Below are 16,740 nucleotides of genomic sequence, written 5' to 3' on the forward strand. Positions count from 1 at the left end.
CGGCCGCCCCGACCGGCGCATCGTTCGTTCCGGAGAACACGTTTCAGACGCCCGCAAGGGCAATGGAAGGAAAGCAAATGGCCCAGTCCCTCGACATTCGTTTCACCCAGTTCCTGCTGGAATCCAAGGCGTTGAAGTTCGGCGAGTTCACGCTGAAGTCCGGCCGCAAGTCCCCGTATTTCATCAATGCCGGCGCGTTCAACGACGGTAGGAAGATCGCGACGCTCGGCGCCTTCTACGCGGAGAAGATCGCGAACGAGATCGAGGCGGGCAACCTGCCGAAGGACATCGACACCGTGTTCGGCCCGGCCTACAAGGGCATTCCGCTCGGCGTCTCCACCGCCATCGCGCTCACCTCGGGCCACGGCATGGAGGTCGGCTACACCTTCGACCGCAAGGAGAAGAAGGATCACGGCGACGGCGGTATGATGGTCGGCACCCAGCTGACCGATGGCATGAAGGTGCTGCTCGTCGACGATGTGATGACCGCGGGCACCGCGGTGCGTGAGGTCATTCCGAAGCTCAAGGCCGAGGCCGATGTCGAGGTCGTGGGTCTGGTGCTGAGCGTGGATCGTATGGAGAAGACCAAGGATTCCGACATGTCGGCGGTCAAGGCCGTCGAGGCCGAGTTCGGCTTCCCGGTGTTCGCCATCGCGAATGTGAGGGAGATCTTCGAGGCCGGCCAGCATATCGAGACCGCCGACGGCACCGCGTATGTGACGCCGGAGATCGCCGCTGCCGCCGACGAGTATCTCGCCCGTTACGGCGCCTGAGCCGCTTTCGCGCTTTCGCATATAACGCGATAAGGGGGATTCCCAATGGGAATCCCCCTTAGTATTAGGAGCCTGAACATGCTGAACAGGCGGAGACCGGCGGCGATTCCGTCCGGCCAGCCGGTCAAGTCGGCCCGGTCGGTTGAACCGACTCAGTCGATCAGGTTGTAGCCGTGGTCGGCGACCACCGACTTGAGCTTCTCCAGGTAGCTTTCTGCCGCGGTAGACAGTTTTGCACGCTCGTTGGTGATCCAGCCGACCAGCATGGTCTCGTCGGAATCCAGCGGCACGGTGACGATCTTCTCGTTGTTGAGGTCGCCGTTGTCGATGCCGGTGCACACCGTGTAGCCGTTCAGGCCGATGATGAAGTTCAGGATCGTGGCGCGGTCGGTCACGTTGATCTGTTTGGGGGAGTAGTCGGGCCATACGGCCTCCTCCGCGAAGTAGAAGCTGCCGTCCTCGCCCTGCTCGTACTGGATGAACGGGAACGGCTTGAGGTCCTTCATCGTGATGAGCTTCTTCGTGGCGAGCGGATTGTCGCGGGAGATGAACACGTGCAGCGGCGCACGGAACAGCGGGTGGAACTCCAGGTGCTTCTCACGCAGCAGCTTGCCGATGACGTCCTTGTTGAAATCGGACAGGTAGATGATGCCCAGATCGGAGCGCATGTTGGCGACGGAGTCGATGATGTCGCGTGTGCGGGTCTCACGGATCGTGAACTCGTACTCGTCGGAACGGATCGCGTTGATCATCTCCACGAACGCCTCCACGGCGAACATGTAATGCTGCGTCGAAACGGTGCACAGCTGCTTGCGCGGCTTGGCGTTCTTGTAGCGTTCCTCAAGCAGGGACGCCTGATCGAGGACCTGACGCGCGTAGGTGAGGAACTCCGCGCCGTCCACGGTCAGCGCGATGCCTTGGGAGGAGCGGGTGAAGATCTCGATGCCGAGCTCCTTCTCCAGTTCCTTGACGGATGAGCTCAACGCGGGCTGCGACACGTACAGTTCGTGGGAGGCCTCGTTCATGGAACCGCATTCGACGATTTTGACGATGTATTTCAGCTGCAGGAGAGTCATAAGTTCAGGTTAGAGCCAAGTCCTGACGCTGTGTGTCGCCTTATAACCGCGTGTCTACATAGTGGACTCGCCGGTGGTCGCCGCTTCGCCCGTCGCCGTATCCGCAGCCATGCCGGTCGTCATGCCCGCAGTCCCGCTCGCCGGTCGGAGCATGTTGATCGGCGCGGTGCTCTTGTTGATCTCGATGATGTCGAGGATCGTCTCCGGCGACTCCTGGCAGCCGTGGCGGATCCACAACCAGATGATCGAGGCCACGCCGGAGACAAGGATCTCCATCGCGTATTCGGCGGGAATGCGTTCGTTGAATTCGGTGGAACCGAACGCCTTGGAATTCTGCGTGACGATCATCTGCTGAAGCACGTCCTTGAGCCGGTCGTACATGCCCATATCGTTGTTGCTGCGCGAGATGGCGTTGAAGACGGCGTAATGGGCCTTGAAATAGCGCAGCGCGTGCAGGATGTCGTCGGTGCCGAACAGGTCGTCGGCCGTCTCCACGCGTTCCATCTCGTCGCGCTCGCGGATGAGCAGCTGCGCCACGTCGTCGATGAGATCGTCGAGCAGCTGTTGGCGCAGGTCGAACTTGTCGGTGTAATGCATGTAGAACGTGCCGCGGTTGATATGCGCCTCGCGGGCGATATCGCTTACGGTCATCTTGTCGAACCCCTTGGTGTCGGTCAACGTGATGAACGCGTTCCTGATGCGCTGTTCGGTGGTGTCGGTTGCGTCGGCTTTCGCGACTTTCATGATCGCTCCTCACTACACGGGCGGATAGGTGGAAATGAACAGTTTGGCCGGAATTGATGATTGACCGGTCCGCGGGTCGCTTCCTACAATCACACTCTAGCACTAATCAACACGTTGTCTATTGACGGTTGGCAAGTGCGAACCACGGCAAAACCGACAACCAGACCGATTGGAACATGGAGGAACGATGGCCTACATAGAGATGATCCACAGCTTCAAGCGCTATCAGATGGGTTCCACCACCATCGTGGCGAACAACGACGTGAGTTTCGGCATAGAAAAAGGCGAACTGGCGATCATCCTGGGCGCCTCGGGCGCAGGCAAATCGACAGTGCTCAACATCCTGGGCGGCATGGACACGAATTCCGAAGGCCAGGTGATCATCGACGGCAAGGACATCTCCGGCTACAACGCGCACCAGCTCACCGACTACCGCCGATACGACATCGGCTTCGTCTTCCAGTTCTACAACCTCGTCGCCAACCTCACGGCGAAGGAAAACGTCGAACTCGCCTCGCAGATCGTCGCGGACGCGCAAGACCCGGTACAGGCGCTCATCGACGTGGGCCTGCAGGACAGGATCGACAACTTCCCCGCACAGCTCTCCGGCGGCGAACAGCAGCGCGTCGCCATCGCCCGCGCAGTGGCGAAGAACCCGAAGATCCTGCTCTGCGACGAACCCACCGGCGCACTCGACTACAACACCGGCAAACAAGTCCTGCAAATCCTGCAGGACATGAGCCGCAAGAAAGGCGCGACCGTCGTCATGGTCACACACAACTCCGCCATCGCACCCATCGCCGACCGTGTGATCCGCATGCACGACGCGCGCGTGCAATCAATCGAAATCAACGAACACCCGATGGACATCCAACAGCTCGAATGGTAGGCGACGCACATGGCAAACACGCATAGGAACACGCACCGCCAGCAGCGGCGGCCGAAAGCACGCATGCGCAAACGCATGCTCAACAAAGACATCATCCAGACGCTCGCCAAATCCAAAGGACGATTCGTCTCCATCATGTGCCTGATGGCACTCGGCTCCTTCGCCCTCGTAGGCCTCATGGTCACCGGGCCGGACATGCGCGTCACAGGCCGGCAATTCTACGGAGACAACAACCTCGCCGACATCACCGTCATCAGCGACTACGGCCTGAGCAAAGACGACCAGAACATCATCAAACGCACCGACGGCGTACAAGACGCGGAATTCGGCTACTTCAAAGATGTGACCATCAAGAACACCAGCCACAGCATACGCATCTACTCCAAGCCGGAGAAAACCTCCACCTACCGCGTGACGAAAGGGCGTCTGCCGCAGAAGAAAGGCGAAATAGCGCTCGCCAGCAAGGAGCAGGACAAGTACGCCATCGACAGCTCCATCCGCGTCGAGGAACAGCCGGACATCGCGGGCGACACCGTACTCACGGAGAACGAGTTCACGGTCGTGGGATTCGTGGACGCCTCCGACATCGTGTCCGATCTGAACGAGGGGCAGTCGACGGCCGGTGCCGGCGTGCTGAACGGGTATGCGGTGGTGACCGAAGACACCTTCGATTCCGACGTCGCCATGGTGGGCAAAGTCACCTTCAAAGACACGAGCGGCGTTGACTATTGGACCGACGAATACCGTGACCTGGTGCAGAAGCACAAGGACACGCTCACCAAGCGCCTGGCCAACCAGCCCAAGGCGCGTCAGGCCAGCATCCGCGAAACCCGCCGCGAACAGATCGACAAGGCGAAGCAGCAGGTCAAGGACGCCAAGCAGCAGCTGGCCGACAGTCAGCAGCAGCTCGATGACGCCGACAAGCAGATCGCCGACGCGAAAAACCAGTTGCAGCAAAGCGAAATCGACGCCGTGCAGCAGGCCGCTACCGCGCAGGCACAGCTGTCCACCGCACAGGCGCAGATCGACGCGGCATCCTCCCAACTGGTTTCCGCCCAAGTGCAGCTCGATGGCGCCTCCCAGCAATTGGCGAGCGGCCAGCAGGAACTGAACGAATCCTGGCAGCAGCTTTCGGACGGCAAACAGCAGCTCGACGAAGCGCGCACGCAATTGGAAGCCACCAAAACCGTGCTCGACAAGACCGGGCAGATGCTCGCCAAGTGGGAGCAGACCGGCCTGACCGGCAAAGCCTACGAACAGTTGAAAGCGAAATACGATCAGTATCTCGCGCAATACAACCAGTCCGTCAGCCAGTACAACCAGAAGCTCGCGCAATACAATCAGGGCCTTGCGCAGTGGCAGAACGGCGCGAAGCAGCTCGATCAGGGCAGCAAGCAGTATGAGGACAACGCCTCGCAGATCGCTTCGGCCGCCAATCAGCTCGCCAACAAGCAGACCGAACTCGGCAACGCGCAATCGCAGCTCGCCACCAGTCTCGGCAGCGGCGTGCAGCAGCTGATCGAAGGCCAGAACCAGATCGAAAGCGCCGAAAAGGAATACCAGAGCAAGCTCGACGAATTCAACAAGGCGAAGCCCGAAGCCGAAGCGAAGATCGCCAAAGCCGAACAGGACATCAAACTGGCCGAAGAGAAAGTGGATACGCTGGAAGTGCCGGCCTACTCCGTCGACTCGCGCCGTGAAGGATTGACCTCCGAAGGCTACCGCGTGTACGAGATCATCGCCGACATCGTCAACAAGCTGGCCGGCATCTTCCCGGCGTTCCTCTACCTGGTGGCCGCACTGGTCACGTTCACCACCATGGGCCGCATGGTCGACGAGGAGCGTACGAATTCCGGCACGCTCAAGGCGCTCGGCTATGGCAACGCCGACGTGATGAGGAAATTCACCATCTACGGGTTCGCGGCCTCCACCGCGGGTACCATCATCGGCGCGGCGGCCGGGCAGACCATTCTGCCGCTCATCGTGTACCACGCATACAGTTCGGGCTTCACCATGCCCGGCATCAGGCTCGACTTCCACCCGTGGATCACGCTGATGGCGTTCGTGCTGGCATGGGTCAGCGCCATCGTGCCCGCATGGCTGGTCGCGTCCAAGGAACTGCGGGAGAAGCCCGCGGCCCTGCTGCTGCCCAAGCCGCCCGCGAACGGTTCGAAGATCTTCCTGGAACGCATCACGCCGATATGGAATCGGCTGAACTTCACGCATAAGGTCACGGCCCGCAACATCTTCCGCTACAAGATGCGCATGTTCATGACCGTGTTCGGCGTCTGCGGCGCGGTGGCGCTGCTCACGGCCGGCCTGTCGGTGCAGCATTCGATCCAGCAGATCGAAGACAGCCAGTTCGGCAACCTCATCCACTACGATCTGATCGTCGCCGAACGCTCCGATAACAACGCCGACCAGCGTGACGAAGTGGCGAAATCCATGAAACGCAAGACGGTTTCCAGCTCCACGCCGATCCGTTACGAACAGTTGACGAAGACGGCCGGCAAAAGCAACGACAAGCAGACCATCACCATGATCGCCACCGACGACGCCTACAATTTCGGCGACTATCTCACGTTGCGTGACAGGTCCACGCATGAATCGCAGGTGCTCACCGACAAGGGCGCGATCATCTCCGAAAGCATGGCGAACATGCTGCACGTCAAGGTGGGGGATACGATCACCGTCACCGATTCGGACGATGTCGAACGCACCGTGCGTGTCGACGGCATCACCGAAATGTATATCGGGCATTTCATGGTCATGACCTTCAACGGCTACGAGCATGTGTTCCATAAGGATTGCACGTCGAACGGCTACATGGTCAAGCTCAAGGACGGCAGCGAGGAGAACGCTGCCAAGCAGGGCGCGAAGTTCATGGAACTTTCCGGCGTGCAAAGCGTGGTGCAGAACATCACGCAGAAGAAGCAGGTGCGCACCATCGTCAATTCGCTCAACCAGATCATGGAGGTGCTGGTGATCGTGGCGGCCATGCTCGCCGTGGTGATCCTGTACAACCTGACCAATCTGAACGTGTCCGAACGCATCCGCGAGCTGAGCACGATCAAGGTGCTGGGCTTCCACAGCAACGAGACCACCATGTACATCTACCGCGAAACCATACTGTTGTCCGGCCTGGGCATACTGGTCGGCTACGGTTTCGGCGCATGGCTGCACGAGTACATCATCACCGAAGTGCCGCCGGATGAGGTCATGTTCGACCCGTCCATGGGCTGGCTCGCCTTCGTGGCGCCGCTCGTGGTGGTGGGCGTGGTGCTCGCCGTGCTCGGCTGGGTGGTCTACCGCAGACTGCGCGACGTGGATATGCTCGCCGCGTTGAAGTCGGTGGAATAGGCCGGAACGGCCCCACAAGACGTGCCTTGCTTGTGTTGCGGTTGTGCAACGGTGGATGAGCGCAACGCGGGCAAGGCACTTTTTATATCGGTTACATCGGTTAAACCGACTATGTCGGTTGCATCGGCATCGCATGACGGCATCGAGGCCAGGTTATGCATGCCGTGCCCGTATCGGATCAGGAGGCGATTATGAATAGGGGAGTCAAGGGAGTCAAAGGGATCGGCGGTTCACGCCATGTGGAACGTATCAGAATAGATACGACCGGCGAAACCGGGCGCATCACGTTATTGGCGGATATCGAATTCGACGATAATGCGGATCTGCGTTTCCACGGTGACGTGATCGCGTTCTTCCGTTTGGATCATCCCGTGCGAGGAGCCGTGTGCGGCATGTGGCACCGGCTGCGGGAAGGAAACATTCATTCCATCGATTTGGATGTTGTGCTTCCTTTCGGGCCGAGCCGGTTGACGCTGGACGCGTTCGAGAAGGCCGATGGCCGCTACACGGGTCAATGGACCACACCCAGTGGCACGCCGCACCCGGTGGAAGCCAACGTGATCTTCGACTCCACGTCGGATGATGCCGATTCTGCCGTGCAGTGACGGGTTCGCCGTGGGGAACGGAAAGGCCCCGCGGCGAACGCCACGGGGCCATGAAAGGGGAGGGGAAGAATCAGCCGATAGGGCAGAACTGATCCGGCTTGCAATCGTACTGATCGCCGTTATTATCTTCCCAGTCGTAGTGGATACTGCCGCCGGTTGACCCGGAGGACGACGTTCCGGAAGAACCGGTACTCGGCGCGCTCGGTGTAGATGTGCCGCTACCGGTGGAACCGGACGAGGATCCGCCCGACCACGTATTGGAATACCCGCTGCCGGAATACCCGTTGGAATATCCGCTGGAGTAGCCGGAACCCGAGGACGACCACGATTGCTGCGCCTGTGCCTGGGCCTGGGCCTGGGCCTGGGCGGCGGCTTCGGCGGCCGCCTTCGCCGCGGCCTCCTGAGCGGCCTTCGCCTTGGCCTGCGCGTCCGCCTTCTCCTTCGCCTTGACGGAATCGTCCACCGCCTTCACGGCCTTCGCCACCGCGTCCGTGTCCTTGGCCTTGATGGCCTTGTCCAGCGCGGTGCGGGTCTTCTCGTCGGCCACCTTGCCCTTCGAGTCCTTCAGGAGCTTGGCCGCGTCCGCGATGGTCCTCGCGTCGCGCGACTTTTCGACAGACTTCACCGCCTTCGCCAGGCTCGCCTTGTGCTTCGCGTACCAGGCGCGGTTCGCGTCCACCCTGCTGGTCTGCTTCTCGTAGTCGGCGCGGGTGTCGGCCACGCACGCGGCCGTCCCCGGCTCCCGGGCCTTCAACTCGTCGGCCAACGCGGTCACGGCCTTCTGGTCCTCCACCTGCTCGGCGGTCACCTCCGCCATGCTGGCGGCACGCCCGTTCCTGAGCGTGTTGTATTCGTTCATCGCCACGCGCAGCGACTCCGATGACGTCGCGCACGCCGCGCACGCGCCGCCTCCAGACTGTGCGTCTCGTAGGCGTTCCAGCCCGCCCAGCCGCCGCCCGCCAGCAGCACCGCCACGGCCACACCGGCCGCGACGAAACGCTTCGTATGCTTTACTTTGCCGTCCCGATCGGGCGTGACGGAATCTTCCGTACTCATTGGCAGGTTCCCCTTTCTTCTCAAAACCGTGTCACCCTCTGCCCCAACAGCGTACTCGGACACCCGGAATCAGACGATCGGGTCTCGCATCACATCATGCGCCCCCAACCCGAAACGAAGTCGTTCACTGAAGCAGCGCTTCATTGCGCAGAATCGGAGCATCGGCCACCTGCGCTTGCAGTAGGTCAAGCTGCGCGTCGAGCTTTTCCTCATCCACGGGCGGAACATCCAACAGACGGCGAGCCGCCGCATGAAGATAGTCGTTGATCGCGTCGCGTTCCGCCCGCAGGCATGGCCATGCGCTGGCGTTATGATGGGGGAGAGGGAGGCATGCCGTGGAAACAACTATCGATTTGAGTCGTTGGACGGGGATGGAACCAGAGATCCGTGAGTTTCTCAGCAAGCCCCAACCCAGGCAGATGAGTTTCTATTTCAACACGACGGACAAGTTGGCTCGTGTCATCAAGGATGAGATGGACTATCAGGGGCTTAGCGAATCGGAACTTGCCGATAGGGCCGGCGTCGAGGGCGGCGTGATCGAATCCCTGATCACCGAGGGGAAGACGGATGTCGCCAATACATTCAGGGTGCTTAACGCGTTGGGCATCAAGGTGTTGGCGCTGCCGGCGGGGTACGTCAGGTGAGGAAACTCCACGCGCGGCTTGCGTGTTAAAGGGCGGCTGTAGATGACGAATCTTGATGATCTTACGATTCTTGAACGGACGGAACGGTACAGTGGTTACGTGCTTGATTGCGCACGCACCTCAACCGGTATGACCGGCGCAAACGGAGCCAGGCGAACCCTCCACATTGCGGGTCGGCTGTACGTGCCCGCCGAACTGATCGACGGCACGGAACTCGGCATGACGTTCCCGACCGTGATCATCTCGCACGGTTTCAACGATACGTACGACCACACCTCCGAACACGCGCGGTATCTTGCCAGCCGCGGCATCATCAGCACTGCTCACCATCCCCGATGCCGGACATGGTTTCTCAGGAACCGCTTTCACCACCGCCTGCAACGCCGCCGCCACCTTCATACTCAACACCACGGCGCTCGCCGGATAACATCGTTTCGAGAGCTTGGCGCATGTACTTGCCCCGTCTTGCCGCTGGACGAGGGCGAGGCGGGGCAAGTTTATAAGCGGTTCATATAAGCGGGTTTGTATGACTCGGCTGCGGCCTGGACCGGAAACCGGTCAGGCGAGATACTCGTCACGCCACTGTTTCGATTCGGCGGCGTAACTTGCCTTTTCGTCGGCGCTGGCGAACGAGGCGTTCAACGAGTTCTCGGCGATCATGGCAAGCGCGTCCAGATCGAAACCGCATTCCAACAACGCCTCATAGTTCGCGCCGACATATCCGCCGAAGTATGCGGGGTCGTCGGAATTGACCGTCACCTTCACGCCGGCGTGCAGCAGTTCGGCGATGGGCAGTTCGGCCACATCCCGCACCACCTGCAGCCTGCGGTTCGACAGCGGGCACATGGTCAGCGCCACATGCTCGTCGGCGAGACGTTTCACCAATGCGGCATCATCGACCGCACGCACGCCATGATCGATGCGCTCGGCGTGCAGCGCATCCAACGCCTGCCACACATACTGCGCCGGTCCTTCCTCACCGGCATGCGCGACGCAGTGCAAGCCAAGTTCGCGAGCGCGTTCGAATACCGCGGTGAACAGCTCGGGCGGGTAGCCGACCTCGGCGGAATCCAAGCCGATGCCGATGAGCTCGTCGGCTCGCGCCGCCGCCCGTTCAAGCACGTCGAACGCGGATGCGACCGGCAGGTCGCGTACGATGCACAGGATCAGCCCGCCATCGATGCCGTAACGTTCCTTGCCGATGCGCAGGCCTTCCAGCAATCCGTCAAGCACCAGGTCATAGCTCAGGCCATTGTTCATGTGCACCTGCGGATCGAAGAAGATTTCGGCGCGACGCACGCCGTCCTCATGCGCGCGCGACAGGTAGGCGAGCATGAGATCCGTGAAATCCTTCCGCGTGCGCAGCACGGACATGAGTTGGTAGTACAGGTCGAGGAACGATTGCAGGTTCTCGAACTCGTAATGCGCTTTCAGATCGTCGAGATCGGAGAACGGCAGGGTCACGCCGTTGCGTTCGGCGAGCCTCAATGCCAGTTCGGGTTCCAGCGTGCCTTCGATATGCAGATGAAGTTCGGCCTTCGGCAACGTGCGAAGAGCCTGATTGATGGAAACGTGTGATTGCATGGACATCCGCGCCCCTCCTTGTGATCGCTGATTCACGGGCCATTGTAGCCGCACAATCCGGGTGTCGGCGGATTGATCGACACGGCCACGCCGCAGGCGACGGCGTTCGCTGAATCTGATCCGGAGGGCGCTTTCCCGGCTCGTGCCATGCTCGTTCATGGTGCGGGCCGTCCGCGATTCACGGTCTCTTATTGGCTCGCGCCGTTGGTAGTCTGGGGCGGTTTGACCATTGAACCAGGGAGACGATTTGAGAACGGTGAAGGAGCTGTTGCGCCACGTCGGCGAGTTCAAGAGGGCGTCCATCGCGACCCCTCTGTGGATGATCGCCGAAGTGTGCTGCGAAATGATCATTCCGTTGCTGATGGCGACGTTGATCGATAACGGTGTTGAACAAGGCAATATGGGTGTGATCGAGCGTACGGCGGCCATCATGGTCGGCGTGGCCCTGATCGGTCTGCTCGCCGGATGCATGGGGTCGGTGTTCGGCTCACGTGCGGCGACCGGATTCGCCCGCAACCTGCGCCAGGACCAGTATGACGCCATTCAGACGTTCTCGTTCTCGAACATCGACAAGTTCTCCACGCCCAGTCTGGTGACCCGCCTGACCACGGACGTGATGAACATCCAGAACGCCTACATGATGATTCTGCGTATGGTGCCGCGCGCCTTCTCCAGTCTCATCATCGCCATGTGCATGGCGTTCCTCGTCTCCGGCACCATGGCGTCGATCTTCCTCGGCGCCGTGGTGGTGCTCGGCATCGTGCTCGGCTTCCTCATGAGCCGTGCCTCCGTCCATTTCCGCCAGGCGTTCCCGCAGTACGATGCGATGAACGAATCCGTGCAGGAGAACGTCACCGCCATGCGCGCAGTCAAGGCCTTCGACCGCGAAACCATGCAGACCAAGGTTTTCAAAGCCACGTCGAAGCGCATCTACAACATCTTCCTCAAAGCCGAACTCATACTGTCCGCGGTCGACCCGGTGATCGAGGCGACCATCTGGACGTGCATGCTGCTCATCAGCTGGATCGGCGCGCACCTGATCGTGCAGAACCAGCTCACCACGGGCGATCTGGCATCGCTGCTCATGTACTGCATGAACGTCCTCATGAGCCTGGTCATGCTGTCCATGACGATCGTGATGATCACCATGTCCACGGCCAGCGCCAAGCGCATCGTCGAAGTGCTCACCGAAAAGGACGACATGGCCGCCGCCGAACATCCCGTGACGGAGGTGCGCGACGGTTCCATCGAATTCAGCCACGTGGACTTCGCCTACCCGGAGGTGAGCTTCTCCGCCAACGATCCCACGGCGAAGAAGCGCATGGAGGCCGCGGTGGCCCTGTCCGGCAAGACACGCAAGAACGTGCTGTCCGATATCGATCTCACCATTCCCGCGGGCACCGTGGTGGGTGTCATCGGCGGCACCGGTTCCGCCAAGAGCACGCTCGTCAACCTCATTCCGAGACTGTACGATGTGACCGCCGGCAGCCTGAAGGTCGGCGGCGTGGATGTGCGCGACTACGATCGCACCGTGCTGCGCGACAAGGTCTCCGTCGTACTGCAGAACAACGTGCTGTTCAGCGGCACCATTCTGAGCAACATGCGTTGGGGCAATCCCAACGCCACCATCGACGACTGCAAGGGTGCCTGCGACATCGCCTGCGCCAGCGACTTCGTGGAAAGCCTGCCGCAAGGCTATGAGGCTCCCGTCGAACAGGGAGGGCAGAACTTCTCCGGCGGCCAGAAGCAACGCCTGTGCATCGCCCGCGCACTGCTCAAGGATCCGAAGGTGCTGATCCTGGACGATTCCACTTCCGCGGTCGACACGGCCACCGACGCGCGCATCCGCGGCTCCTTCGCCACGTATCTGCCGGACGTCACGAAGATCATCATCGCGCAGCGCATCTCCAGCGTGCGCGACGCCGACATGATCGTGGTGCTCGACGACGGCCGTATCTCCGGCGTGGGCACGCATGACGAGCTGGTGGCGTCGAACGACATCTACCGTGGCATCTTCGAACTGCAGTCGCAGGGCGGCGGCGATTTCGACGAGGCCGCCATGGCCGCCGATACGGTCAAGACGCCTGCCGCAGCCGCGACCGACGCGACCGACGCAACCGATGGAAAGGAGGATCGCTGATGCCGGGACCACATCCGAAGATGAAGGGCGGCAAGCCCGAACTGGAACATCCGATGCGCATCTTCCTGCGTCTGATGAAATTCGTGTTCAAGGAGTACGGCGTGCAATACACGTTCGTCATCCTGTTCACCCTGGTGACGATTTTCGCGCAGGTCAAATGCAACCTGTTCTTCCAGACGCTGATCGACGATTACATCACGCCGATGCTCACTTCCGGTGTCCATGATTTCGGCCCGCTGCTGACCGCGGTGCTGCACATGGCGCTGCTGTTCGGTTTCGGCGGCGTCACCGCGTTCGCCGGCAGCTCGATCCTCAAGGCCTTCGTCACGCAAGGGTTCATGCGCCGCCTGCGCGACCGCATGTTCGCCCACATGCAGAAGTTGCCGCTCGGCTACTTCGACCGCAATACGCGCGGCGACGTGATGAGCCTGTACACCAACGACATCGATACGCTGCGCCAGCTGGTCTCCCAGTCGGTGCCGCAGATCATCAACTCCATATTCACTATCGTGATGGTGTTCTGCAGCATGGTGTATCTGAGCGTGCCGCTGACATTGGTCGTGCTGGCGGTGAGCGCGGTGATGGTCTGGATCACGAAGATCCTCACCGGCAAATCCGGCACCTATTTCACCAGACAGCAGAAGTCCGTCGGCAAGCTCAACGGTTACGTGGAGGAGATGATGAGCGGCCAGAAGGTCGTCAAGGTCTTCACCCACGAGCAGGCCGCGAAGGATGATTTCCGCAAGCTCAACGGCGAACTGTTCGACGCTTCCGACAAGGCGAACCGGTTCTCCGGCTTCCTCGGCCCGATCAACAACCAGCTCGGCTACGTGGCGTACGTGCTGTGCGCGCTCGTGGGCGGCTGGCTCGCCATCACCGGGCGCACCGGCCTGACGTTGGGTGCGCTGGTCAGCTTCCTGACCTTCGTGAAGAGCTTCACCATGCCGATCAGCGAAGTGAGCCAGCAGCTCAACGCCATCGTCATGGGCCTGGCGGGCGCCGACCGTATCTTCAGGATGATGGATGAGCCTGAGGAGATCGACGAGGGCGCCGTCACCCTGGTCAACGTGGCCCGCGACGAAACCGGTGCGCTGCGCGAATCCGAACGCCGCACCGACCTGTGGGGTTGGAAGGATACGCGAACCGGTGACATCCGGCCCATGCGCGGCGACATCCGCCTCAACGACGTGACCTTCAGCTACGTGCCAGGCAAGGTGATCCTGCACGACATGTCGATGTTCGCCAAGCCCGGTCAGAAGATCGCGCTGGTCGGCTCCACCGGCGCGGGCAAGACCACCATCACCAACCTGATCACCCGCTTCTACGACATCGATTCCGGCCGGATCACCTATGACGGGATCGACGTGACGCATATCCGCAAGGGCGATCTGCGCCGCTCGCTCGGCATGGTGCTGCAGGATACGCATCTGTTCTCCGGTTCGATCATGGAGAACATCCGCTTCGGGCGCCTCGACGCCACCGATGAGGAGGTCATCGCCGCGGCCAAGCTCGCCAACGCCGATTCGTTCATCGAAAAGCTGCCGAACGGTTACGATACGCAGCTTTCCGCGGACGGCGCGTCCCTGAGCCAGGGGCAGCGCCAGATGCTGGCCATCGCGCGTGCGGCCGTGGCCGATCCGCCGGCGCTGATCCTCGACGAGGCCACCTCATCGATCGACACCCGTACCGAAGCGCTGGTGCAGGAGGGCATGGACCAGCTGATGAAGGACCGCACCACGTTCGTGATCGCGCACCGACTGTCCACCATCCGCAACGCCAACTGCATCATGGTGATCGAGGCGGGCCGCATCATCGAACGCGGCACGCACGAGGAGCTCATCGCCCAGCAGGGCCGCTACTACACGCTCTACACCGGTCTGAAAGGCAAGGAGATCCGGTAACCGGGCGGGGCAGGCGCGACGAGAGACGAGAGACCGAGAAAGGCGGGCGGTCATGCACTTCGGATGCATGGCCGCCCGCCTTCGTATGTATGGGTATAAAGGTGAACGCGCGGAAGGTCAGAACTTCAGCCCGAGGGATTCCAGGTCGCGTCGCGCCTGCTGCGCGTCGGTGAACCGGAACGCGCGGATGCCTACGTTCTCGGCGCCGGTCACGTTCTTCGCCGTATCATCGAAGAAGACACATTGACCGGCATTCAAGCCGAAGCGCTGCAACGCCAGCTCGTAGAAGTCCGCGTTCGGCTTGAACTTCTTCTCCACGCCGGACACCACCGTGCCGTTCAGCAGCCGTTCGAGCTGCGGGAATTTCTCGAAGGCGAAATGGAACGTTTCGGACGACCAGTTCGTCAGGCCCCACACGCCGTAGCCCGCCTCGCGCAGATCGCCCAACAGCTCCTCCATGCCGGGGATCATGCGGGGCAGCGCGTCGCCGTAGCGCGCGATGTAATCCGCGAAGATGCCCGCAAGCTCCTTGCCCTGCTCTCGTTCCACGTCGGGCAGCACCTGGGCGACCAGTTCGCCGTGATCCATACGATCCTCATAGTCGAAAAAGCCGCACGGATCGTCATCCGCGCAGATGCGGTCGACCAGTTCGGCGGGGTAGCGCCCCTCCAACGCGGCGCGGCATTGCCAATCCACCACGACGCCGCAGAAATCGAAGATTACATCGGTGATGGCGCAAGATGCGGAAGTCATCGGAACACCCTTCTGAACAACGGATATCAGCACCGCCAGTGTAACGTACCGGCCCGCACACCGGTGCCTTCGTCTCGCAGCCGGGTATGGGGGAAGGGGCGTTTGGGTTGTTCGATCAGATGCCGGTTCCGGTGTTGGGGCGTGCGACGCTCAGCGAGCCGATGGTTGTGGTTTTCATCTGCACGGTGAAGGCGTCGAGCAACGGCGTGCGGTAGTCGGCGAACACGCCGGGCAGTTCGGCGCTCGTGATGATGCGGGTCGGATAGGGCATGCCCTTGGTGCTGGAGAGCAGGCGTTTGCGCCCGGTCAACGCGCTCAGGTCGAATCCGTCGCCGCAGAACACGATGATCGAGACGAACCGGTCGAGCGGCACGCCGATGATGTGCGAAAGCGCCTGCAGGTAGCGGACGTTCTCCAATACGGGGTTGACCATGTCGTTGACGGGTCCGTTGATGCGCCCGTCCTTGCTCCATCCGGCGCGCCAATGCATGTCCTGCGTGTCGCCTTCGATGCGGTCGGCCATGGGGTTCTTCTCGTCGATGACGAATATGCCGTACGGCGAGACGATCACATGGTCGAGGGTCGCGGTGGTGGCGTGGTCGCTGGAGGTTCCCGCGCCGTTGGCGATCATCACCTCGTCGATGACATGGTAGTCGGCGGGCAGGTTGCGCAGCATGGCGGCGATGCTTGCGGCCGCGCCCGCATGCGCGGTGCCGAAGGCGGCTCCGGCGGTTGATGCCGGGGCGGTTGCGGCTGCGGTCGTGCTGTTGGCGCTTGCCGCCGAAGTCGTGGCGGCGGGGGAGTCAAGGCGCACGAAGCCGGGCGGCAACGGCGTCGGGTTGCGGAGCGTGCTTTCGGGCAGCGGCTCGGATTCCGTATTGGTCGATGTGACGCCCTGGGAGTAGCCGTTGAGCAGTGAGGAAGTAGTGTACGGGTCCGGGGCGTTGGGATTGTCGGAATCCGAATCGTCGGATCCGTACGTGTTGTTGTTCGCGCTGTCGACCACTTCGGAAAGCTTGCGGGCCAGCCCCCTCTTGAGGGAGGGGTTGCGCTTGATCCGGTGCACCGTGGTGATGATCACGGCGACGATGGCGTAGACGAACAGCAGAAACGGCATCTGATTGAGCAGTAGGATCAGGCCTTTCAGTAAGGATGAGATGGTCTGTGAAATGTCCATGTGCGGTTTCTTCCCTCGGTTTTTTGATGTCAACGGTG

The 16,740-nt window shown here is 61.3% G+C and carries 15 protein-coding genes; 8 read left to right on the forward strand and 7 right to left on the reverse strand.

What is annotated here, in order from left to right; all coding sequences use genetic code 11:
* The first annotated feature begins 77 nt into the window (after positions 1–77).
* Entirely contained in the window at positions 78–773 is a 696-nt protein-coding gene (pyrE, locus tag KIH75_RS01860) for an orotate phosphoribosyltransferase (protein WP_219055115.1), read from the forward strand.
* Between the two features lie 152 nt (positions 774–925).
* Here the strand turns inward: pyrE and KIH75_RS01865 are convergent, their stop codons facing one another.
* Together KIH75_RS01865 and KIH75_RS01870 are read right to left on the reverse strand one after the other, a co-directional pair.
* A complete protein-coding gene (locus tag KIH75_RS01865; protein ID WP_219055116.1) occupies positions 926–1,849 on the reverse strand; it encodes a LysR family transcriptional regulator in 924 nt (307 codons plus the stop codon).
* Positions 1,850–1,903: 54 nt separating this feature from the next.
* A complete protein-coding gene (locus KIH75_RS01870) occupies positions 1,904–2,593 on the reverse strand; it encodes a TetR/AcrR family transcriptional regulator (protein ID WP_219055117.1) in 690 nt (229 codons plus the stop codon).
* Positions 2,594–2,780: 187 nt separating this feature from the next.
* Here KIH75_RS01870 and KIH75_RS01875 point away from each other — a divergent pair, with 187 nt between their 5' ends.
* The 3 genes from KIH75_RS01875 (at position 2,781) to KIH75_RS01885 (ending at position 7,447) form a co-directional block, all read left to right on the forward strand.
* On the forward strand, positions 2,781–3,482 hold the full coding sequence (locus tag KIH75_RS01875; RefSeq protein ID WP_219055118.1) for an ABC transporter ATP-binding protein: 702 nt from the start codon (positions 2,781–2,783) through the stop codon (positions 3,480–3,482).
* A 9-nt stretch (positions 3,483–3,491) separates the two neighbouring features.
* Positions 3,492–6,842: an ABC transporter permease gene (locus tag KIH75_RS01880; protein ID WP_236027949.1), complete on the forward strand. Its 3,351-nt coding sequence runs from the start codon at positions 3,492–3,494 to the stop codon at positions 6,840–6,842.
* 191 nt (positions 6,843–7,033) lie between these two features.
* Positions 7,034–7,447 carry a hypothetical protein gene (locus KIH75_RS01885; RefSeq protein ID WP_219055119.1) on the forward strand — a complete coding sequence of 138 codons (414 nt, stop codon included), beginning with the start codon at positions 7,034–7,036 and terminating at the stop codon, positions 7,445–7,447.
* A 70-nt stretch (positions 7,448–7,517) separates the two neighbouring features.
* Here KIH75_RS01885 and KIH75_RS01890 read toward each other — a convergent pair whose 3' ends face one another.
* Complete coding sequence (locus KIH75_RS01890) at positions 7,518–8,306, reverse strand: hypothetical protein (RefSeq protein ID WP_236027962.1); 789 nt, start codon at positions 8,304–8,306, stop codon at positions 7,518–7,520.
* Entirely contained in the window at positions 8,303–8,503 is a 201-nt protein-coding gene (locus KIH75_RS01895; RefSeq protein WP_219055121.1) for a hypothetical protein, read from the reverse strand. Before KIH75_RS01895 ends, KIH75_RS01890 begins: the two co-directional genes overlap by 4 nt.
* Positions 8,504–8,838: 335 nt before the next feature.
* Here KIH75_RS01895 and KIH75_RS01900 point away from each other — a divergent pair, with 335 nt between their 5' ends.
* Positions 8,839–9,147, forward strand: a complete 309-nt coding sequence (locus KIH75_RS01900) for a hypothetical protein (protein WP_219055122.1) — start codon at positions 8,839–8,841, stop codon at positions 9,145–9,147.
* Between the two features lie 42 nt (positions 9,148–9,189).
* Positions 9,190–9,663 (forward strand): hypothetical protein, encoded by a 474-nt coding sequence (locus KIH75_RS01905; RefSeq protein ID WP_219055123.1) that lies wholly within the window; start codon positions 9,190–9,192, stop codon positions 9,661–9,663.
* Between the two features lie 42 nt (positions 9,664–9,705).
* Here KIH75_RS01905 and KIH75_RS01910 read toward each other — a convergent pair whose 3' ends face one another.
* Complete coding sequence (locus tag KIH75_RS01910) at positions 9,706–10,737, reverse strand: adenosine deaminase (RefSeq protein WP_236027950.1); 1,032 nt, start codon at positions 10,735–10,737, stop codon at positions 9,706–9,708.
* 250 nt (positions 10,738–10,987) lie between these two features.
* Here KIH75_RS01910 and KIH75_RS01915 point away from each other — a divergent pair, with 250 nt between their 5' ends.
* Together KIH75_RS01915 and KIH75_RS01920 are read left to right on the forward strand one after the other, a co-directional pair.
* Positions 10,988–12,871, forward strand: a complete 1,884-nt coding sequence (locus KIH75_RS01915; RefSeq protein WP_338024265.1) for an ABC transporter ATP-binding protein — start codon at positions 10,988–10,990, stop codon at positions 12,869–12,871.
* Positions 12,871–14,772, forward strand: coding sequence for an ABC transporter ATP-binding protein (locus tag KIH75_RS01920; protein WP_219055124.1), 1,902 nt, complete (start codon positions 12,871–12,873; stop codon positions 14,770–14,772). Before KIH75_RS01915 ends, KIH75_RS01920 begins: the two co-directional genes overlap by 1 nt.
* A gap of 117 nt (positions 14,773–14,889) precedes the next feature.
* On the opposite strand, the gene KIH75_RS01925 is transcribed toward KIH75_RS01920, so the two are convergent.
* Together KIH75_RS01925 and KIH75_RS01930 are read right to left on the reverse strand one after the other, a co-directional pair.
* Entirely contained in the window at positions 14,890–15,525 is a 636-nt protein-coding gene (locus KIH75_RS01925) for an HAD family hydrolase (RefSeq protein WP_219055125.1), read from the reverse strand.
* Between the two features lie 115 nt (positions 15,526–15,640).
* On the reverse strand, positions 15,641–16,702 hold the full coding sequence (locus KIH75_RS01930) for a nuclease-related domain-containing protein (protein ID WP_219055126.1): 1,062 nt from the start codon (positions 16,700–16,702) through the stop codon (positions 15,641–15,643).
* Between the last annotated feature and the right edge of the window lie 38 nt (positions 16,703–16,740).

Origin of the sequence: Bifidobacterium pongonis (assembly GCF_019331805.1) — a bacterium.
Classification (GTDB): Bacteria; Actinomycetota; Actinomycetes; order Actinomycetales; family Bifidobacteriaceae; genus Bifidobacterium; species Bifidobacterium pongonis.